Genomic DNA, 17591 nt, shown 5'->3' with positions numbered 1-17591 from the left:
CGTTGGAAGAGAAGTCATGAGTGCGCAGACCTGGTTGCTGTTTCTTCCTGCCGCCTTCCTGATGTCGATGGCGCCGGGGCCGAACAATCTGCTGGGCCTGAGCAATGGCCTACGGTTCGGCGTGACGCGGGCGATGATCGCAGTCACAGGGCGTCTGGTCGCTTTTCTGCTGATGATTGGCCTGACGGCGGTTGGTCTTGGCGCCGTGCTCGCGACATCCGAACTGGTGTTCCAAGTGATCAAATGGGGCGGGGTGCTCTATCTCCTGTTTCTGGGTATCCAGATATGGCTTGCACCGCCGATGGACCTGTCAGGTCCGGGCGGCGGGAAGGGCGACAGTCTGCTGGCGCTGGCCAAGCGCGAGTTCTGGATTGCCGCCGGAAACCCCAAGGCGATCCTGATCTTCACCGCCGTCTTCCCACAGTTCGTGACCCCCGACGCTGCGTATATTCCCCAGTTCCTGATGCTGGGGGCCGGGTTCCTGGCGACCGAGGTCGTCGCGGCGCTGGCGTATGTGGCAGCGGGGCGCGGTGTTGGATTGCTCAATCTGGGTCTGCGCGGCAGGATATGGCTCAATCGTATTACGGGTGGCGCCTTTATTGGCGCGGCTGCTCTGTTAGCGGCAGCGCGGCGGTAAGACAGAATAAGAGTCCTCGGCAAGAATCTCCTAGTGAATGCGGCAAATAATGCCCGCTGAAACCTGTTCGAGAACTTGTTATGGTGTCTCGACTAGCAACAGGTTTGTGCACGATGACTCTGACCCAGGCCCCTCTTTCTCGCCAGACTCCGCGCGCTTCGGACGCGAAGGTCGCCGGATATGAAATCGACGGCGAAGTTCTGTCGAGCATCCGCCATGCGTCCCGCAAGACGGGTGTGGAGTTCGGCTACCTGATGGCCCAGGCCGCCCAGGAAAGCAGCTTCCAGACGGATGCCAAGGCCGGGACCAGCAGCGCCACGGGCCTTTATCAGTTCATCGATTCGACCTGGCTTCGCACCATGAAGGACCATGGCGCCAAGCACGGTCTTGCCACTGAAGCCAATGCCATTCAGTCCGACGGTCGCGGCAGCTTGAAGGTCGCCGACCCGGCGATGAAGCAGCGCATCATGGACATGCGCAAGGACCCGAAGGTCGCGGCGGTCCTGGGCGCCGAATTCGCCCTGTCGAACAAGAATCAGATCGAAGCCTCGCTCGGCCATGATGTCGGTTCGACCGAGCTGTATCTCGCGCATTTCCTGGGCGCCGGCGGGGCAACCCGCTTCCTGCAGGCGATCGAGAAGAACGGCAGCCAGTCGGCCGCCAGCCTGATGCCGGAAGCTGCCGCGTCGAACAAGAATGTCTTCTATGACAAGGCCACGGGCCGTGCGCGCACGGTGGGCGAAGTCTATAAGCTGTTCAGCCGTTCCATCGAAACCAAGTCGGATGCCTTCGCCTCGCTCGAAGATGGCGTTGCTGCCGGTCCGCGTGCGACGGGCGCCGCCAAGGGCCCCGCTTTCGGCCCGACCATGGCGAATGCCCGCCTGCTGGCCGCCAATGGCACCGGCCCGACCGGCCTGAATGCCTCGGGCGGCGCGCTTGCCAGCGATGGCCTGCCGACCGGTCCGCTGAACCTCGATCTCCTGACCATGCTCGCCTTCTCGGCCCTCGAAAGCCTGGATGCGACAGCCGGAGAAGAGGATCAGGCCCAGGTCAATAACGTCGATCAGCGCCAGCGCGCCTATGAGGCCAAGATGGACCTCAACAAGAGCCGCCTGTCGATCCAGTCGTAAGGGTTCCTCCCCGCTACCTGAAGGCCCGGAGCTTCTCCGGGCCTTTTTGTTTTTGGGTGCGGATTTCGGTCTCCCCCTCATGAATCGTCATCCCGGGACTTGATCCCGGGATCTCCTTCCAGAGCATTTCCACATGTCCTCAGACTGCTTGGGCAAGCTCCCGGAGGAGATCCCGTGGTCAAGCCACGGGATGACGATGGAGGGGCGGAAGGATCGGACGACGCGGCTTGGCTACACAAGATCCCGGCTCAGGGGCCGGGATGACAGCGTTTGTTTGGGAGCGGGATGCTACCGCTCGATAACAACCCGGCCTGCCGCCGTGCGATCCTGCCAGCCGCGCCGTTCCAGCTCAGGCACGTCCGATGGTTCTCGGGGCCAACCGACACAGAGGTAGGCCGTCAGGTGCCAGCTATCCGGTACGTCGAGCGCTTGGGTGACCGTCACCGGATCCAGGATCGACACCCAGCCGACGCCAAGCCCGAGGCTGCGGGCCGTCAGCCAGAAATGCTGGATCGCCCCGACCGTGGAGTAGGACAGGGTTTCGGGCATGGTGAGGCGCCCGAGGTGATGGCCCTGGGCCGTCCCGCTATCGGTAAAGACCGCGAATTGTTCCGGGGCTTCGCGCAGTCCGGCCAGCTTCAGGCGGGCATAGTCGGCCGCTTGATCGCCCGCGTACCGGGCCAGCGCCTCGGCATTGCAGGCTTCGAAGGAGTGGCGGACCGCCGCGCGGGCCTGCGTAACGCGAACCCAGCGCCAGGGTTGGCTATTGCCGACGGACGGTGCCAGTTGGGCGGCATCCAGGCAGGTCTGGATGAGGGAGAAGGCGACCGGATCGGTTCGGAAGTGCCGCACATCCCGGCGCCAGCGTAAGAGCTCGCCAAAACTTGCACGGAAGGGGGCATCGAACAGCGGTTCATCCATCAATCCCTCTTATCAGGCCGGAGGGCTGCAGCCAAAGCCGATTGTGCGACCTGCCGATTGCCGCTAGAACCGGGCCATCATGAGTCTCACCCGCGCCTTCGCGACCGTCGGTAGCCTGACCCTGCTCAGCCGCGTGCTCGGCTTCATCCGCGATATGATGATGGCCGCTGTCCTGGGCGCGGGGCCGGTGGCCGATGCCTTTGTCGTGGCCTTCAAGCTGCCGAACTTCTTCCGCCGCCTGTTTGGCGAGGGGGCCTTCAACGCGGCTTTCGTGCCGGTGTTCGCCGGACTGCTGGCCACCGACGGGCGCCGGGCCGCCCTGATCTTTGCCGAACAGGCCATGGCTTGTCTGCTGGGCGCGCTGCTGATCTTTACGGTGCTGGCCGAGGCGGGTATGCCCCTGCTGACCGCCGCCATGGCGCCGGGTTTCATCGATGACCCGGAACGGTTTGGCCTGACGGTCGACCTCGGTCGCATCACCTTCCCCTATCTGCTGCTGGTGTCGCTGGCGGCCCTGCAGTCCGGGATCCTGAATTCGGTCGAGCGCTATGGCGCTGCGGCCTTCACGCCGGTTCTGCTGAACCTCTGCATGATCGCGGCGATGATCTTCCTGCCGAAATATACCCAGACCGAAGGTCATGCCCTGGCCTGGGGTGTGGTGGCCTCGGGCATCGCACAGTTCGTCTGGCTGGCGATTTCCTGCGGCCGGGCCGGGGTGCCGGTTGGCCTGCGTCGCCCCCGACTGTCACCCAAGGTGCGCGAGATGCTGCGCACGCTGGGTCCGGCGCTGATCGCAGGCGGCGTCGCCCATATCAACGTGATGGTCGATATGATCATCGCCTCCCTGCTGCCTGCAGGTGCCATCTCCTGGCTCTATTACGCCGACCGGGTGGCGCAGCTGCCGCTGGGCGTGGTGGGGGCGGCGGTGGCGACGACCTTGCTGCCGGTGCTATCGCGCCAAATCCGGGGCGGTGACAAAGCCGCAGCCCTGTCCAGCCAGAATAAGGCGCTGGAATATGCACTGATCCTGACCATGCCCGCTGCCGCCGGTCTGGTCGCTCTGGCTCTGCCTATCACCGTGGTGCTGTTCCAGCGCGGGTTGTTCACAGCCGCCGATGCCATCGGCACGGCGGGGGCAATGGCGGCTTTCTCGGCTGGTCTGCCCGCCTTCGTGGTGGCCAAGGCGCTGGCGACCAATTTCTTTGCGCGCGGCGATACCAAGACGCCGATGCGTTTTGCCATCATCTGTCTGGTCGCCAATGTGGTGCTTAATCTGGCGCTGATGCCGTTTCTGGCCCATGTGGGCGTGGCGCTAGCGACCAGCCTGTCGAGCTGGCTGAATGTCGCCATGCTCTGCTGGACCCTGTCGCGCCAGGGGCACCTTGTTATGGACAAACCGTTGCAGGGCCGGTTGTGGCGCCTGCTGATCGTCTCGATTGTCATGGGCGGCGCCCTGTGGGTGGTGGTGCCTTACGCGATGCCCCATCTGGCGGCAGGTCAGCCCTGGCGCTACCCGTTGCTGGCGGGACTGGTTGCGGGCGGGGGGCTGGTCTATGCGATTCTGGGTCAGGTGCTGGGGGCTTTCAGTCTCAAGGATATCTTGAGGTTGCTGCGGCGCTCTCGTTAGATGACGGCAAAAGGAGGGGGTGGTATAAGCCACCCCCTCTAGTCTTTTTGTCAGCGCCTGGATTTATCGATGACCCGCATCTTCTCCGGCATTCAGCCGACCCATCATCTGCACCTTGGCAATTATCTGGGTGCGATCCGCAATTGGGTGGGGCTGCAGCATCAGTATGAGTCGATCTTCTGCATCGTCGATCTGCATGCGCTGACCGTCCCGCAGGATCCGGCGGCGCTGCTGCGCGCGACCCGCGAAGTCGCGGCGACCTATATCGCCTGCGGCATCGACCCGGTGAAGAACATCATCTTCCACCAGTCCGGGGTGCAGGAGCATGCAATGCTCGCCTGGTTGCTGGGTACGATCACCCCGCTGGGCTGGCTGAACCGCATGACCCAGTTCAAGGAAAAGGCCGGCAAGGCGCGGGATAACGCAGGCCTGGGCCTCTACTCATATCCGGTGCTGATGGCGGCCGATATCCTGCTTTATAAGGCCACCCACGTGCCGGTGGGCGAGGATCAGAAGCAGCATATCGAACTGGCGCGCGATATCGCCGGTGCCTTTGCCCGTCAGTTCGGCAAGGAAGTCTTCCCGCTGCCCGAACCGCAGATCTTCGGCGCCGCAACCCGCGTCATGTCGCTGCGTGACGGCCAGAAGAAGATGTCCAAGTCGGATGAGAGCGATTATTCGCGCATCAATCTGACCGACGATGCCGAAACCATTGCTCTGAAGGTCCGCAAGGCCAAGACCGATCCCGAGCCCATGCCGGAAACGGTCGAGGCGATGGCGGAACGGTACGAGGTCGCCAATCTCGTCGGCATCTATGGCGCGCTTTCGGACATGACCCGCGAGCAGGTCGTTGCTCGATATGCCGGGCAGCAGCTGTCGGGCTTCAAGAAGGATCTGACCGACCTTTGTGTCGAAAAGATCGCCCCAATCTCGGCCGAACTGAACCGCCTGATGGCGGCGCCGGGCGATATCGATGCTATCCTGAAGAAGGGCGCCGATCGGGCCTCTGCCATTGCCAAGCCGGTGCTGGCCGAGACCTATGACGCCATGGGCCTCTTGAGAGTCTAAGACCGATGCAGATCACCGATCTCCCCTTCAATACCGTCGTCTGGCAGGACGAGCCCGTCACGGTCCATAAGGGGGAGACCGGCGAGGCCTATTGGCGCACCCGTCATTTCGGACCGATGCGGGTGCGGATGGTCGAGTATACGCCGGGCTATTTCGCCGACCATTGGTGCGTGAAAGGCCATGTGCTGTTTGTCATCGACGGGGAGATGACGACGGAACTAGAGGATGGCCGGACCTTCGAGATGAAGGCCGGAACCTCCTATCAGGTGGCCGATAATGCCGAGCCGCATCGGTCTTTCACCAAAACCGGCGCGCGCCTCTTCATCGTCGACTAAGGGCGCTCGTCCGGCGGCGATCTGCGTCGCTGTCGGACGTGCTCAGATCCTCGCGTACAGGAAGTACGCTCCGGTCTTGCGCGTTCCGGCAGCTAGCAGCTCATCCACCGGCCTTCACTTCTAAAGCCCGCAAACAAACAACATCTGTCATCCCGCACTTGATGCGGGATCTCGTGTGGCCAGGCCGCGTCGAAACTAATTCCCCACCGTGCGGATGATCGCGGGATAATCTTCCTTGCGGGTCAGGCAGGAAGGCACTTTCATCCCGGCGAGCCAGGGATGGTCGGCTGGCATCGGGTTGACATGGATCAGCCCTGGCGAGCGCGTGACGGCGATCAGATCGTGGCCGAAGACGTCATGCAGACGACCGATCATCCTGTTAAATTCCGGGTTCGTGCTCTTCGCTTGGGCGCTGATACGGGAAAAGCAAAGTTCGTCAGCCGATAGCGCTCGGCGCCGATGGCCCAGATCCAGCGGATAGGGGGCGACGTTGTGGTTAACGTGGACGATCTGCTGATTCGATGGGCCGGGAGTCTTATCTCCATTTATCGCATAGCCAGTGATGTCGCCAAAAATATGTACAGCGAGCAGGAAGGCTATGGCGACGGTGGTGCGAACACAGTGTGCCAGAAACAGCAGCACCTTCATTTCAGCCGGCACTCCCCATCGGTGCCGATCAGATCGGAGGAATGGAAGAGTTCATAGAGCGTTCCGGTCCGCACCAAGTCCCCTTCATAGAAGGAACGCCTCTGAATCTCGCGGGCGACGGCCCGCATCTCGATCGTGGCGCCTCGCTGGGAGGAATATTCGTAGGTGGGGCAGATCTCGTCAGCGGTCTCGATGATGCCTACCGGATAACGACTTGGGGTTTTCAAAAAGGAATGGGAGTAATAGGTCCGCTCCCGATCAAGCTCGCCCTGGCTAAACGGCTGATGCTTGAAGCCGATGTAAAATAACCCCAGGGCCGAGAGCCAATATAACAGCCACAACCGCCCCATAGCCTAATTCGCGACCAGCATCATGCCGAACCAGCGCCAGCGTCCCTCGCTGGCGGGCAGGGTGCAGTTAAGGCGGGAGCGGCCGGCAGGCAGGGCATCGTCGAAGCGCAGCTCGATCCGGCGTTCGCCCAGCGATTGGGCGTTGATACGGCCGACACCGGAGAGGAAACAGGAAAGCCCGGACAGATCGCCCATCATGGGATCGACGGTAAAGCCGACCGACGGCGGATTTTCGCCAAGCCGCATGTCGCCTGGCGTCACATCGCCCACCAGCAACGGCAGGGCCTGGACGGCAAGGCGGAAACGTTCCTGCGAACCGAGCGTATCGTTCATGGCAAAACGCGGCAGAGTGAAGACATCCGAGCGCGCATGGGCGACCCCGGATTGCTGGCCGACGGCGCCGCGCATGCCCTGACCCTTGGCATAGTCCCGCACCGCGTCGGAATATTCGCCGTAAGGATAGGCAAGCATCGTCGGCGTGGTCCCGGTTTCGGCCTTGATACGGTCGTTCGCCCGGGCGATCTGGCCGATGATATAAGCGCGGTCCTGATTGATCAGATGGGGATGAGAGGCGGTCTGATTGCCGATCTCGATCCCGTTATTGGCCATGGTGCGGATCTGGGACCAGCTTAAGGTTTCCCCGCTGGCACGGTCCACGGTGTCGGTCGCCAGGAACAGGGTCGCAGGAAACCCATATTGCCGCAGCAGTGGCCATGCGACCGTGAAGGCGCTGACGTGGGGCTCATCGATGGTCAGGACGACCGTCTTTTCGGGAATCGGCTTAGCATCGGTGATGGCGGCAACAAGACGCGACAGAGGCCAGACCTGATAGCCACCGGCCGACAGTTCGGCCAGGTGGGCCTCGAACAGTTCGGTCGAGATCGAGGAGGCCGCGCTATCGTCATTGAAGCGGCCGTAGGTCAGAATGACGGCCCGCGGCAGCAAGCTGTCCGCCTGCTGAGCAAAGGCAACCGCCGGGGACAGCAGACAGCCTGCCAGTACCCCTATCCCGATCCATTGCCGCAATCTCGCCAGCATTTGTACCTCTTTTATTCCCTTCCGCCGTAATCAGATGCGGCAGGTTTCAAGGAAAGTCCAGAGGGCTAACAGCCGCAGCCCCTATTCCATGATCCGCAGTGGCAAAGCGGTATCACTGATAAGAGGATATTGCCGGGCGTTGAACAGCTGGTAATGCCACCATTCCATCGAATAAAAATCGAATCCGGCGGCGCTCATGATGCCTAGCAGCAGGAAGCGGTTCTTCTGCGCTTCCACCGAAACATCGGTGCGGCCGTGGTGCGAAAGGTCGGTGAAGGCATCGAAGCCGGTGCCCATGTCCAGCTCGGTCCCATCCCTGTCGATAAGGGTCAGATCGATGGCGGCACCGCGCGAATGGGGGCTGCCCTTGCGGGGATCGGCCAGGAAGATCGGGTCGGGCGTGTGGTTCCAGAAGATCCACTGCGCTTCGGGCGGCCGATAGGCGTCGAAGATCTTGAGGCGCAACCCGTGCGGCTTGGCAAGATCGACAGCCTTACGGAGATACCGTTCCGCGATAGGATGCAGATAACATACAGGATGACGATAAACCGGCTTGCCGGTCAGGTTATCGCTCGTGGCATAACGCAGATCGAGAACGACATTATGATCGGCTTCGGTAATCTGTATAAGCGGCATGTTTCCGGCTTGGGGCTTATGTGAAAGAAGAAATGACACCTACCACGTCAGAGCGCTCCAAGGCTATCGCAAGGCCGCTGCTGGCTGTCGAGAGCAGCGGTGGCGCGCTTTCCACGGCGATTGTAATGCCCGATGGCGTGGTACGCGCCCGGATGGACGAGATCATGATGCGCGGCCATGCCGAACGCATCGTTGCGATGATCGCCGAAACCTTGAACGCTGCCGATCTTGCCGCCCGCGATCTGGGGGCCGTGGCGTCCAGCGTCGGCCCCGGCAGCTTCACCGGCATCCGTGTCGGTCTGGCGGCGGCGCGGGGCGTCGGGCTTGCGGCAGGCCTGCCGGTGATCGGCATCGGCAGCGCGGCGGCAGTGGCCTATGGCGCCCGCGAACAGGCGGCGGGGCGTCCGATCCTGGTACTGATCGATTCGCGCCGCGCCGACCTGTTTGTCCAGGCGTTCGATGCCGATGCGACCTCCCTGGGGGAGGCCGTCGCCTTGCCGCCGGAAGATCTGCGCGGTTTTGTCGAAGGGCTGGCGGGGGATGGGCTCTATGTCACCGGCGATGCGGTTGCTGACCATATCGATGCCCTGACACTGCCGGGGGTGGAGCTTGCACCCAGCGGCCCGCCGTCTGCCGTGTCGGTTGCCATGTTGGCACTGGCGGCCCTGCACGCGCCCGAAGCGCTGCCAGCCGCGGCTCCGGTCTATATCCGTCCCCCCGATGCAGCTGTTCCGGCTTTTGGCGGGCGATTGAAACGGTTGGTGCGATGACTGCGGGGCCGGTGCTTCAGCCTGCCGGGATTGCGCATGTCGAGGTGCTGGCGGCCTTGCACGGCGCCAGCTTTGCCGAAGCCTGGACGGTTGAGACGATGGTTGGTCTGCTGGATGGCAACGGCAGCTTCGCCTTCATCGCCACCAACCCCGATCCGGTGGGCTTCGTGATTGCCCGGCTGACGGTGGGGGAGGGAGAGATTCTCTCCATCGGTGTGCTGCCGTCGGCGCGTGGCACCGGCATCGGCCGCGCCCTGCTGTCGGCCGTAACGCGACGGATGGCAGGCCAGGGGGCGGAGATGCTGTTCCTGGAAGTGGCGGAGACCAATCAGGCCGCCCGCGCTCTTTACCAGGGCTTCGGCTTTGTGCCGGTCGGACGTCGCAAGAACTACTACGACAATCCCGATGGCACCCATGACGATGCCATCGTGATGCGTCGGGATCTGTTCGTTTAATTCTTTTTCTGGTTTGCGAACCAGACGACGGCGGATAGCCCGATCACTGTGCTGAAGGCAACATAATGGGCGGGGCCCAGGTTGTTGAACTTCACCAGCGCGCTGACCGCAACCGGGGTGAGGCCGCCGAAGATCGCATAGGCGACATTGTAGGAGAAGGAAACCCCGGTGAAACGCACGGTGCCGGGGAAGCTGCGCACCATGACGTAAGGCACCACGGTGATGATCCCGGCGGCGGTCCCGGCCAGGGCATAGAGCGTGATCAGATTCTCCGGATGGGTCGCCGTGCCGATATAGAGACCATAGGTCGTCAGGATCAGCAGCGGGGCGCCTGCCAGCGTCACTTTGAGCGCGCCGAACCGATCCAGCAGCATGCCCACCAGAATGGCTGCGACGGTGATGCCCAAAGTGGCCGCGACACTGCCGATCAGGGTGGTGAGGGCCGGAACCTTGTGGATCTGCTGCATCAGGGCGGGGGTGGAGAGGATCACGACCACCACGGCGGCGGTCAGCATCCAGGTCACCAGCATTGAGATGACGACGCCCGGCTTGTGATCGCGCAGCACCTGCTTGACCGGCATGTCGGCGGCTAGGGCCTTGCGGGCGCGCAGGGCTTCGAACACTGGAGTCTCATGCAGCCAGCGGCGCAGATACATGGCGACAAAACCGAAGACACCGCCGATCAGGAAGGGAATGCGCCAGGCGAAACCGGCGATTTCCTCGGGCGTATAGATCGCGTTGATCGCGGTGGCCATTAGCGATCCCAGCAGGATGCCGCCGGTCAGGCCGCCCGTCAGCAGGCCGCAGGCAAGACCCACCCGCTTGTCGCTGACATGTTCGGCGACAAAGACCCAGGCGCCCGGCGCCTCGCCCCCGATGGCCGCGCCCTGGAACAGGCGCATGATCAGCAGCAGGATCGGGGCGGCATAGCCGATGGTCGCATAGGTCGGCATGGCGCCGATCAGAAGGGTCGGCACCGCCATCATGAAGATCGACAGGGTGAACATGCGCTTGCGGCCGGTCTTGTCGCCGAAATGCGCCATGATAATGCCGCCCAGCGGACGCGCCAGATAACCGGCGGCGAAGATGCCGTAAGTCTGCAACAGCTGCAGCCAGACCGGCATGTCGGGCGGAAAGAACAGCTTGCCGATCACCACCGCGAAGAAGACGTAAATGATGAAGTCATAGAACTCGAGCGCCCCGCCCAGGGAGGCGAGGGCAAGGGTTTTTGCGTCGCCTCGGGTCAAGGCGCGGTCGGCAGTGATGGCGGTCATTCTTGGGAAGCCTGATCATTAGGTAAAACAGGCTGACGTTCTTAGGCCGGGCGCGCGACCTTAACCATTGCAAAAAACGGGTTCGATTAATGCTGTTAACGCATGGAAAGCGGATATGAAAATCCGCTCTTCCGGCACTTGAGCGAAAGTAAATTGCTTAAGGCGTGCCTCAAGTAACGTAAAGCGCGGTAGGCGAACGAAAAGCCTTATTTCGCCAGCAGGTCGGGCCAATCCTCGAACTGGACGCCTTTGCATTCCGGCATGAAATGATAGGCGGTCAGGCGGAACTCCACCCCATCCCAGATCCAGTCGCCCGAAACCCCGCAGTCGCCAAAGCCACGGCCACGCGCGAAGGAGGAGACGGTACGCCCTTGGGGCTCCACTTCGGCCAGGGTCAGGCTGTTGGTTTCCTCGGTGCCCGGTGCATCCAGCTTGGGCGACGCGAAGACCGCCGGTTTCAGGCTGCCCGCTTCCTCGATGAAGAAGATCGAGTCGATATTATAGGCCGCGATGTTGCAGACGGCGGACCAGAGGATCTTGGTGTCGGTGAGGCGTACCGCCTCGGGCTGGGCCTGCTCGGCGGGGTTTTCAAGCGAGCATTCGTCGCTTACCGCCTGCATCAGCGCGGGCGGCACCGGTGGCTGTTCGGCCAGCGGGGTGACTGGGGCGGGTTTGCGCAGCAGCTTAGGGATCGGTTCGCGAAAAGGCGTGTTCTTGCCGGTCTTGGCGATCAGGGCCGCAGGCGTGCCGACGCGGCCCTGATAATCGTCCATCCAGATCAGCGCCGCGACGGCCCCTGCCAGGGAGATCGGGGCTTTGTCCGCACCCGCGATCTGCGCCTCGATCAGGCTGCCCTTGCGCAGGGCGGCAATCAGCGTGTCGTTGAAAGACAGGCGGATTCGCCGTTCGTCCTTGGGCAGTCGCTGGGGCGTGCCTGGGAGGGCGGGCGAGGGCGTGCCGTCCAGAGTGAGGCTGACCTGACGGTCCTTATCGCTCGCCTCGTTCAGGACAATCCATGCCTGCGGTTTCGCATCGGCCCCGATGCCGCGCTCGATGCGGACATAGGCGGATGTGTCCGCGGTATCCGGCCCGAAGCCAAAGACGGTGCAATGCCCGGCCTCGGCACAGAGCACGCTCCAATCCTTGAAGCTGCGGGCCTGTTGCGGCTCGGCGGCAAGGGGCATGAGAGCAAGGGCGAGGACGGCAAAGCGCAGCATGGCAACTCGCAGGGTGGGAGGGCGGGACGCCACTCTAGCCAAAAATTTTCGCCTCTGTGTAGGAACGTCTCGGGGGCCAGCGTCCTTGGGAGAGCAAACAGACTCTTCAGGAGGAAAAATCATGTCGAAAGTCACTCCCTGCCTTTGGTTCAAGGATAATGCCGAGGAAGCCGCCCGCTTCTACACCTCGATCCTGCCCGGATCCGGCATCACCCATATTCAAAGGAGCGTGATGGATAATCCCGGCGGCTCTGCCGGGGCAGTCCTGATGGTCGATTTCAATATCGCGGGCCAGCGCTTCACCGCCCTGAACGGCGGCATGGTCCAGGAACATAATTTCGCGGTCTCCTTCATGATCGAATGCGACGATCAGGCGGAGGTCGACACTCTCTGGAACACGCTTCTGGAGGGTGGGCAGCCACTCGAATGCGGGTGGCTCAAGGACCGCTTCGGCGTGCATTGGCAGGTCGTGCCGCGCGTCATGCTCCAGATGCTGGCCGACAAGGACACCGCCAAAGCCGCCCGCGCCATGCAGGCGATGATGGGCATGGTCAAACTCGACATCGCCGCCTTGCAGAAGGCGTTCGAGGGGTAGGGTGAGGTCAAAGGTAAGCGATGGTCGGGGGCAAGTTGCATTCTGCCTAATTTATGCCACCGCATGGGTCTCTTGTGGCCAAGGTCTCGGTTGGCGATAGGAGCGATAGCGTGAACTTGCGTAAGATGACCGTGTTGGGGCTTGGTTTGGCGAGCGCCTTGCTGGGCTCCTCGCCGCTCCGGGCTTCGACGATCGGCACCGTCGAAATGACCTGTCCCTATGATGGCGTGAAATTTACCGCGACCTTGCAGATGTCCGGGTCAAGCTTCGGGATGATGCTGGATTTCCGGCCCTTCGGTGCGATGACGACGCCCTGGCCTCTGGCGGTTTGTCCGACTAACGGCTTTGTTTTTTACAATCAGACGATCGCGCCTGAAGAACTGGAGCGACTGCGGCCATACGTCTTCTCTGACGACTATCGGGCGCTGCAGGGCGAGAAACCCTATTTCCGTGCGGCTCATCTGGCCGAGCGTGCTGGGCTGCCTCGACAGCAGGTGACATGGCTCTTTGTTTAGGCGAGTTGGGAGGCTTCGGAAGAACCTGCGGTCTACCGGCGCTATGCCGATCTGCTGCTGGCGCGCCTGACCGATGATATTCAGGCAGAGAAAGAGGTCGGACAGAAGGTCGGCATGGGCCTTATGGCGGCTGAGCTATTGCGCCGGACGGAGCGCTTTTCCGAGGCGGAAGCCCGACTGACGGAGCTGGAGCCTAATCTCGCCACCGGATCGGTATTCCCCGATCTGGCGAAATATCAGCGCGAGTTGATCGGCCGCAGAGACTCTGCCCCGCACGAGTTGCCGAGAAGCGAGCGCAAAAAATGACCTCCCTTCAGATCGTCCGCCGTTTGCTACCCGATTGGGGAACCACTTACGGTCCACCCGGCGAGGGGCCGTTTCCGGCGGTGATGATCTTCCATGGCTCCGAAGGGGCCTTGTCGGGGTGGAGCCATCGGAACGCGGTCATTCTGGCGGCCCATGGTTTTCTTGCCTTTCCCTTCGGCTATTCCAATGGCGGCCCTGCGCGCATTTCCGTTCGTCAGTAAGAAAATTGGTTTCTATGGCGTGTCGCGCGGGGCCGAACATGCGCTGCTGCTGACCAGCCTCATGGTACGCGACGGTATTGCAGGTCTGCCGGATGCGTTGGCGGCCCATAGTCCGCCCGATGTCATCTGCGGCGCCTTCGACGCGTGGCAGTATCGCGATTCCGGCGATCCGGGTTGGCAGACCTGGGACCCCGGCCGCCGGGCCTGGTCCTGGCGGGGGAACTCGGATGATCTGCTGCCGACGACGCCTATCGAGATCGAGCGGTATGACGGCCCGCTATTCCTAAGTCACGGGACGGCGGACCGGGTCTGGTCGGTAGATATGACACGTCGCCTTGCCGACCGGCTGATGCGCTATGGACGCATGCCGGATGTGCATTATTACGAAGGGCAGGACCATATCCCTGGCAGCGCCGCCGAGAATGAGCATCACGAACAGCTGATCGCGTTTTTCGAGCGCACGCTGGCGCTCTGAATGCGGGTTGGCTGTTTTATGTCAGCCTGATTGCTTCTCGTTATCGCGTGTTGGGTCTTCCAGCGTCTGCGTGATGGTGGTTTTGCCGCTATACGCTTGCGCCTTCGGGCTGGCGCCATTCTCGAATTCATCGAGCGTTTCGGGTGTGGGTAGAAGGCTGAGAAAGCGGGCCATGACCATCAGAGTCATGAGCAGCCCCACCAGTCCGTGGCAGGAAAGCGCGAAGACCGCGACTTCATTCACCACCTTATAAGCATCGGTGTTGAGCGTGAACATCAGCAGCAGGCTCTGGCGGAAAATCGTGAGAACGCCAAGCGTCAACTGCTTGTCTGCCATCTCCAGCATGCCGGATCTCAGAAGGAATGCGTAGATTACGCTGAACCAGCAGATCACTTCGAAATAGTTGTGTAAGAGCAGAATGACGGTCCGCCGAAACCCTCGCACTGCATATGGCTTGGTCTCATAGGACTCACCCTTCTTCTGGGCCTTGACCTTTCTCTCATGCTCTTTGTGCGGATGAAGATATTCGGCAAACAGCAGCATGTTGATCTGGGCGACTGTGACCTCAAAGATTCGGGCGATGGCGTAGATCGCCACGGCCCATACCCAGTAGGGTTGCCCGACGATCGTGCGGTTCGGATTCTCTGTCAGATAGCGATCAAGCCCCCAACCCATGAGAAGCATGGCAGCAAAAGCCGCGCCCGCGTGTAGCATGACGTAGAGTTCGATGAACTGATAGATGTCCAGTTTCTTATTGCGCCAAGCAACAAATTTACATCCGAAACGTGTCATTCCGGCAATCTTGAGCAGACCCGATAAAGAGAACCAAGATAGCCAATCAAATATCTGTGCCCAAAATCTGACCACCAGACTACGTTGCAGTGGTGGTTTTTGATCGTTATTTGATGGTTGTTTGGCTTGGGGTCCGGTCACATCGGCTCTCTATTATAAGCTTTGGCGTGAGAGTGCCGCTTTGACGTTATGCGAGCAAGTTAAAATGTTTTCGCAACCGAAGCTGGGCGGCTGATAATCAATGCTTGTTGATGAAGCGATGTCTTCGCGATCTGTTGCGACCCGCCTGGTCGTGGCGTCAGGCCGCGGATCCAGGGGTTCGCTTCTATTTACGCCGCGTCGGAACCTGTACACGGCTTTAACAGAAGCCCTTGTGAAGATATGCATGTGGACTCCCGAAGTGGACTCGGGTTGTCCGGCCGTGCCTTCGGCACGGCTGAGGGCCGCAGGAACCTTGATATTCTAGAGAGAATTGGCGGATGAGGAGGGATTTGAACCCCCGATACCCGTGAGGGTATGCCGCATTTCGAGTGCGGTGCAATCGACCACTCTGCCACCCATCCGCCGGGCTCTTTGTCGAGCAGAACGCCGTATTCGGCGTTGGGCGCGGAACATATTGGAAAGACTCATCCTATGCAAGAGGGATGATTCCTAAATCCTTGAAGAATGAGTCAGCAAAAGCGTTTGACGTGCGTCTCTGAATGCGTATAGTGCCGCTTCCTTCGGTTGGGGGTGCTCTCCAGCCGGGTCGTAGAATTTTGAGCCAGAGAAATCATCATGTACGCAGTCATCCAGACCGGCGGCAAGCAGTATCGCGTTGCCCAGAACGACGTCATCACCGTTGAGAAGATCGATGCCGACGTCGGCGCCGCAGTTTCGCTCGACAAGGTGCTGATGATTGGCGAAGGTCCGTCGGTCAGCATGGGCGCCGCCGTTGCCGGCAAGGTCGTCAAGGCTGAAGTGGTCGAACAGACCCGCGGTCCGAAGATCATCATCTTCAAGAAGCGTCGCCGCCAGAACTCGCGCCGCAAGAACGGTCATCGCCAGGACCTCACCGTCCTGAAGATTACCGCACTGCCGGCCGCGTAAGCGTCGACTGATTAGGAGGGTTTGACCCATGGCACATAAGAAAGCAGGCGGCTCTTCGCGCAACGGTCGCGATTCCGCTGGTCGTCGTCTCGGCGTGAAGAAGTTCGGTGGCGAGATCGCCATTGCCGGTAACATCATCGTCCGCCAGCGCGGCACGAAGTTCAAGCCGGGCAAGAATGTCGGTCTCGGCAAGGATCACACCATCTTCTCGCTGATCGATGGCACCGTGACCTTCCACAAGAGCCGTCTTGGCACCACGGTGCACGTGCTCCCGCCGGTCGCGGCCTAAGTCCCGACCGTCAGGCACGTCCCCTAGCCTGATCTAAGGCCGGGAACGTGACAGAGGTTCGAAGGGGGATGGGAAACCATCCCCCTTTCGCTTTTGCTGATTTTCTATCTCGGCCGTTTCGGCCCTCTCTTTCCGGACTACCTCGCTATGAAGTTCCTCGACCAGTGCAAGATCTATGTGAGCAGCGGCCACGGCGGCGGCGGCTGTATCTCGTTCCGGCGCGAGAAATTCATCGAATATGGCGGCCCGGATGGCGGTAACGGTGGGCGCGGCGGCGATGTGTGGGTGGAGACGGTTGCGAACCTGAACACCCTGATCGATTATCGCTATCAGCAGCATTTCAAGGCCCAGAACGGCATTCCGGGGTCGGGCCGCCTGCGCAGCGGTCTGGGTGGTAAGGATGTGACGCTGAAGGTTCCGGTCGGAACCCAGATCATGGACGAGGAGAACGAAGAGGTTCTCCACGATCTGACCGAACCCGGCCAGCGTGTCCTGCTGCTGCGCGGCGGTGACGGCGGCATGGGCAATGCCCATTACAAAAGCTCGACCAACCGCTCGCCCCGCCATTCGACCCCCGGCTATCCGGGTGGCGAGATGTGGATCTGGCTGCGCCTGAAACTCATCGCGGACGCGGGCCTCGTCGGCATGCCGAATGCGGGTAAGAGCACGTTCCTGGCGGCCGTCTCCGCCGCCAAGCCGAAGATCGCCGATTATCCCTTCACGACCCTGAAGCCCCAGCTGGGCGTGGTCGCGGTCGATGATCAGGAATTTGTGCTGGCTGACATTCCGGGCCTGATCGAAGGCGCGTCGGAAGGGGCGGGCCTCGGCCACCGGTTCCTGGGCCATGTGGAGCGTTGCCGCGTCATCCTGCACCTGATCGACGGCACGCAGGAAGATGTGGTCGAGGCCTATCACATCATCCGTGGCGAGCTTGCCGAATATGGCGGTGGCCTGGACGAGAAAGCCGAACTGCTGGCGCTGAATAAGATCGATGCGCTGACCGAGGACGAGATCCAGGAGAAGCGCGAAGCCCTGGCCGAGGCCTCGGGCCTGCCGCTGAAGCAGATTTTCGCGATTTCCGGCGCCACCGCGACGGGTACGGCCGATATGTGCCGTCGCCTGTTCGGCATCATCGATGGCGAAAAGCGCGAGGAAGAAGAAGCCGCGCGGGAAGCAAAGCCTTACCAGCCCTAACCACCGGAA

General features: G+C 61.6%; 23 protein-coding genes and 1 tRNA gene. 15 read left to right on the top strand and 9 right to left on the bottom strand.

Annotation, left to right across the window (positions count from 1 at the left end; all coding sequences use genetic code 11):
- The first annotated feature begins 16 nt into the window (after positions 1–16).
- Positions 17–637, top strand: coding sequence for a LysE family translocator (locus ACFSM5_RS14615; protein ID WP_379877171.1), 621 nt, complete (start codon positions 17–19; stop codon positions 635–637).
- A 113-nt stretch (positions 638–750) separates the two neighbouring features.
- Complete coding sequence (locus ACFSM5_RS14610) at positions 751–1767, top strand: transglycosylase SLT domain-containing protein (RefSeq protein WP_379877170.1); 1017 nt, start codon at positions 751–753, stop codon at positions 1765–1767.
- A 288-nt stretch (positions 1768–2055) separates the two neighbouring features.
- Here ACFSM5_RS14610 and bluB read toward each other — a convergent pair whose 3' ends face one another.
- Positions 2056–2688: a 5,6-dimethylbenzimidazole synthase gene (bluB, locus tag ACFSM5_RS14605; protein ID WP_379877169.1), complete on the bottom strand. Its 633-nt coding sequence runs from the start codon at positions 2686–2688 to the stop codon at positions 2056–2058.
- A gap of 79 nt (positions 2689–2767) precedes the next feature.
- Here bluB and murJ point away from each other — a divergent pair, with 79 nt between their 5' ends.
- The 3 genes from murJ to ACFSM5_RS14590 all read left to right on the top strand — a co-directional run bounded on the left by murJ (position 2768) and on the right by ACFSM5_RS14590 (position 5718).
- Entirely contained in the window at positions 2768–4315 is a 1548-nt protein-coding gene (murJ, locus tag ACFSM5_RS14600) for a murein biosynthesis integral membrane protein MurJ (protein ID WP_379877168.1), read from the top strand.
- Between the two features lie 69 nt (positions 4316–4384).
- Positions 4385–5383 carry a tryptophan--tRNA ligase gene (gene trpS / locus ACFSM5_RS14595; RefSeq protein WP_379877167.1) on the top strand — a complete coding sequence of 333 codons (999 nt, stop codon included), beginning with the start codon at positions 4385–4387 and terminating at the stop codon, positions 5381–5383.
- A gap of 5 nt (positions 5384–5388) precedes the next feature.
- Entirely contained in the window at positions 5389–5718 is a 330-nt protein-coding gene (locus tag ACFSM5_RS14590) for a DHCW motif cupin fold protein (RefSeq protein WP_379877166.1), read from the top strand.
- A 195-nt stretch (positions 5719–5913) separates the two neighbouring features.
- Here the strand turns inward: ACFSM5_RS14590 and ACFSM5_RS14585 are convergent, their stop codons facing one another.
- From ACFSM5_RS14585 to ddpX, 4 genes are all read right to left on the bottom strand, one after another.
- Positions 5914–6366, bottom strand: a complete 453-nt coding sequence (locus tag ACFSM5_RS14585; protein ID WP_379877165.1) for a hypothetical protein — start codon at positions 6364–6366, stop codon at positions 5914–5916.
- On the bottom strand, positions 6363–6707 hold the full coding sequence (locus ACFSM5_RS14580) for a hypothetical protein (RefSeq protein ID WP_379877164.1): 345 nt from the start codon (positions 6705–6707) through the stop codon (positions 6363–6365). The genes ACFSM5_RS14585 and ACFSM5_RS14580 overlap by 4 nt, the downstream gene beginning before the upstream one ends.
- Positions 6708–6719: 12 nt before the next feature.
- Positions 6720–7754, bottom strand: coding sequence for a polysaccharide deacetylase family protein (locus ACFSM5_RS14575; RefSeq protein ID WP_379877163.1), 1035 nt, complete (start codon positions 7752–7754; stop codon positions 6720–6722).
- 81 nt (positions 7755–7835) lie between these two features.
- Positions 7836–8390 carry a D-alanyl-D-alanine dipeptidase gene (gene ddpX, locus ACFSM5_RS14570; RefSeq protein ID WP_379877162.1) on the bottom strand — a complete coding sequence of 185 codons (555 nt, stop codon included), beginning with the start codon at positions 8388–8390 and terminating at the stop codon, positions 7836–7838.
- A gap of 32 nt (positions 8391–8422) precedes the next feature.
- Here ddpX and tsaB point away from each other — a divergent pair, with 32 nt between their 5' ends.
- Complete coding sequence (gene tsaB, locus ACFSM5_RS14565) at positions 8423–9160, top strand: tRNA (adenosine(37)-N6)-threonylcarbamoyltransferase complex dimerization subunit type 1 TsaB (RefSeq protein WP_379877161.1); 738 nt, start codon at positions 8423–8425, stop codon at positions 9158–9160.
- The gene (rimI, locus tag ACFSM5_RS14560) at positions 9157–9615 is read left to right on the top strand and encodes a ribosomal protein S18-alanine N-acetyltransferase (RefSeq protein WP_379877160.1); all 459 of its coding nucleotides are present in this window, start codon (positions 9157–9159) and stop codon (positions 9613–9615) included. Before tsaB ends, rimI begins: the two co-directional genes overlap by 4 nt.
- On the opposite strand, the gene ACFSM5_RS14555 is transcribed toward rimI, so the two are convergent.
- On the bottom strand, positions 9612–10889 hold the full coding sequence (locus ACFSM5_RS14555; RefSeq protein WP_379877159.1) for an MFS transporter: 1278 nt from the start codon (positions 10887–10889) through the stop codon (positions 9612–9614). The genes rimI and ACFSM5_RS14555 overlap by 4 nt on opposite strands.
- A gap of 206 nt (positions 10890–11095) precedes the next feature.
- Positions 11096–12106: a DUF1176 domain-containing protein gene (locus ACFSM5_RS14550; protein ID WP_379877158.1), complete on the bottom strand. Its 1011-nt coding sequence runs from the start codon at positions 12104–12106 to the stop codon at positions 11096–11098.
- A gap of 121 nt (positions 12107–12227) precedes the next feature.
- Here ACFSM5_RS14550 and ACFSM5_RS14545 point away from each other — a divergent pair, with 121 nt between their 5' ends.
- The 5 genes from ACFSM5_RS14545 to ACFSM5_RS14525 all read left to right on the top strand — a co-directional run bounded on the left by ACFSM5_RS14545 (position 12228) and on the right by ACFSM5_RS14525 (position 14218).
- Complete coding sequence (locus ACFSM5_RS14545; protein ID WP_379877157.1) at positions 12228–12701, top strand: VOC family protein; 474 nt, start codon at positions 12228–12230, stop codon at positions 12699–12701.
- Positions 12702–12817: 116 nt separating this feature from the next.
- A complete protein-coding gene (locus ACFSM5_RS14540) occupies positions 12818–13216 on the top strand; it encodes a hypothetical protein (RefSeq protein WP_379877156.1) in 399 nt (132 codons plus the stop codon).
- 114 nt (positions 13217–13330) lie between these two features.
- The gene (locus tag ACFSM5_RS14535; protein ID WP_379877155.1) at positions 13331–13522 is read left to right on the top strand and encodes a hypothetical protein; all 192 of its coding nucleotides are present in this window, start codon (positions 13331–13333) and stop codon (positions 13520–13522) included.
- The gene (locus tag ACFSM5_RS14530) at positions 13519–13743 is read left to right on the top strand and encodes an alpha/beta hydrolase (protein WP_379877154.1); all 225 of its coding nucleotides are present in this window, start codon (positions 13519–13521) and stop codon (positions 13741–13743) included. The genes ACFSM5_RS14535 and ACFSM5_RS14530 overlap by 4 nt, the downstream gene beginning before the upstream one ends.
- On the top strand, positions 13709–14218 hold the full coding sequence (locus ACFSM5_RS14525; RefSeq protein ID WP_379877153.1) for an alpha/beta hydrolase family protein: 510 nt from the start codon (positions 13709–13711) through the stop codon (positions 14216–14218). Before ACFSM5_RS14530 ends, ACFSM5_RS14525 begins: the two co-directional genes overlap by 35 nt.
- 21 nt (positions 14219–14239) lie before the next feature.
- Here the strand turns inward: ACFSM5_RS14525 and ACFSM5_RS14520 are convergent, their stop codons facing one another.
- Together ACFSM5_RS14520 and ACFSM5_RS14515 are read right to left on the bottom strand one after the other, a co-directional pair.
- Positions 14240–15151 (bottom strand): hypothetical protein, encoded by a 912-nt coding sequence (locus tag ACFSM5_RS14520; protein ID WP_379877152.1) that lies wholly within the window; start codon positions 15149–15151, stop codon positions 14240–14242.
- Between the two features lie 332 nt (positions 15152–15483).
- Positions 15484–15573, bottom strand: a tRNA-Ser gene (locus ACFSM5_RS14515).
- Positions 15574–15787: 214 nt separating this feature from the next.
- On the opposite strand from ACFSM5_RS14515, the gene rplU reads away from it, so the two are divergent.
- The 3 genes from rplU (at position 15788) to obgE (ending at position 17582) form a co-directional block, all read left to right on the top strand.
- Positions 15788–16099 (top strand): 50S ribosomal protein L21, encoded by a 312-nt coding sequence (rplU, locus tag ACFSM5_RS14510; RefSeq protein ID WP_379877151.1) that lies wholly within the window; start codon positions 15788–15790, stop codon positions 16097–16099.
- A 28-nt stretch (positions 16100–16127) separates the two neighbouring features.
- Positions 16128–16388: a 50S ribosomal protein L27 gene (rpmA, locus tag ACFSM5_RS14505; protein ID WP_379877150.1), complete on the top strand. Its 261-nt coding sequence runs from the start codon at positions 16128–16130 to the stop codon at positions 16386–16388.
- Between the two features lie 147 nt (positions 16389–16535).
- On the top strand, positions 16536–17582 hold the full coding sequence (gene obgE / locus ACFSM5_RS14500; RefSeq protein ID WP_379877149.1) for a GTPase ObgE: 1047 nt from the start codon (positions 16536–16538) through the stop codon (positions 17580–17582).
- Positions 17583–17591: the final 9 nt, after the last annotated feature.

Source organism: Lacibacterium aquatile, assembly GCF_042683105.1.
GTDB classification, from domain to species: Bacteria; Pseudomonadota; Alphaproteobacteria; order Elsterales; family Elsteraceae; genus Lacibacterium; species Lacibacterium aquatile.
Note: the sequence above shows the minus strand (reverse complement) of the source record. Positions and strands in the feature narration are given on the sequence as shown.

What these genes read in the sequence shown, in the direction of transcription:
- ACFSM5_RS14615 (WP_379877171.1), top strand. Translation starts at nt 17, where the DNA reads ATGAGTGCGCAGACCTGGTTGCTGTTTCTTCCTGCCGCCTTCCTGATG.
- ACFSM5_RS14610 (WP_379877170.1), top strand. Translation starts at nt 751, where the DNA reads ATGACTCTGACCCAGGCCCCTCTTTCTCGCCAGACTCCGCGCGCTTCG.
- bluB (WP_379877169.1), bottom strand. Translation starts at nt 2,688, where the DNA reads ATGGATGAACCGCTGTTCGATGCCCCCTTCCGTGCAAGTTTTGGCGAG.
- murJ (WP_379877168.1), top strand. Translation starts at nt 2,768, where the DNA reads ATGAGTCTCACCCGCGCCTTCGCGACCGTCGGTAGCCTGACCCTGCTC.
- trpS (WP_379877167.1), top strand. Translation starts at nt 4,385, where the DNA reads ATGACCCGCATCTTCTCCGGCATTCAGCCGACCCATCATCTGCACCTT.
- ACFSM5_RS14590 (WP_379877166.1), top strand. Translation starts at nt 5,389, where the DNA reads ATGCAGATCACCGATCTCCCCTTCAATACCGTCGTCTGGCAGGACGAG.
- ACFSM5_RS14585 (WP_379877165.1), bottom strand. Translation starts at nt 6,366, where the DNA reads ATGAAGGTGCTGCTGTTTCTGGCACACTGTGTTCGCACCACCGTCGCC.
- ACFSM5_RS14575 (WP_379877163.1), bottom strand. Translation starts at nt 7,754, where the DNA reads ATGCTGGCGAGATTGCGGCAATGGATCGGGATAGGGGTACTGGCAGGC.
- ddpX (WP_379877162.1), bottom strand. Translation starts at nt 8,390, where the DNA reads ATGCCGCTTATACAGATTACCGAAGCCGATCATAATGTCGTTCTCGAT.
- tsaB (WP_379877161.1), top strand. Translation starts at nt 8,423, where the DNA reads ATGACACCTACCACGTCAGAGCGCTCCAAGGCTATCGCAAGGCCGCTG.
- rimI (WP_379877160.1), top strand. Translation starts at nt 9,157, where the DNA reads ATGACTGCGGGGCCGGTGCTTCAGCCTGCCGGGATTGCGCATGTCGAG.
- ACFSM5_RS14555 (WP_379877159.1), bottom strand. Translation starts at nt 10,889, where the DNA reads ATGACCGCCATCACTGCCGACCGCGCCTTGACCCGAGGCGACGCAAAA.
- ACFSM5_RS14550 (WP_379877158.1), bottom strand. Translation starts at nt 12,106, where the DNA reads ATGCTGCGCTTTGCCGTCCTCGCCCTTGCTCTCATGCCCCTTGCCGCC.
- ACFSM5_RS14545 (WP_379877157.1), top strand. Translation starts at nt 12,228, where the DNA reads ATGTCGAAAGTCACTCCCTGCCTTTGGTTCAAGGATAATGCCGAGGAA.
- ACFSM5_RS14535 (WP_379877155.1), top strand. Translation starts at nt 13,331, where the DNA reads ATGGGCCTTATGGCGGCTGAGCTATTGCGCCGGACGGAGCGCTTTTCC.
- ACFSM5_RS14530 (WP_379877154.1), top strand. Translation starts at nt 13,519, where the DNA reads ATGACCTCCCTTCAGATCGTCCGCCGTTTGCTACCCGATTGGGGAACC.
- ACFSM5_RS14525 (WP_379877153.1), top strand. Translation starts at nt 13,709, where the DNA reads ATGGCGGCCCTGCGCGCATTTCCGTTCGTCAGTAAGAAAATTGGTTTC.
- rplU (WP_379877151.1), top strand. Translation starts at nt 15,788, where the DNA reads ATGTACGCAGTCATCCAGACCGGCGGCAAGCAGTATCGCGTTGCCCAG.
- rpmA (WP_379877150.1), top strand. Translation starts at nt 16,128, where the DNA reads ATGGCACATAAGAAAGCAGGCGGCTCTTCGCGCAACGGTCGCGATTCC.
- obgE (WP_379877149.1), top strand. Translation starts at nt 16,536, where the DNA reads ATGAAGTTCCTCGACCAGTGCAAGATCTATGTGAGCAGCGGCCACGGC.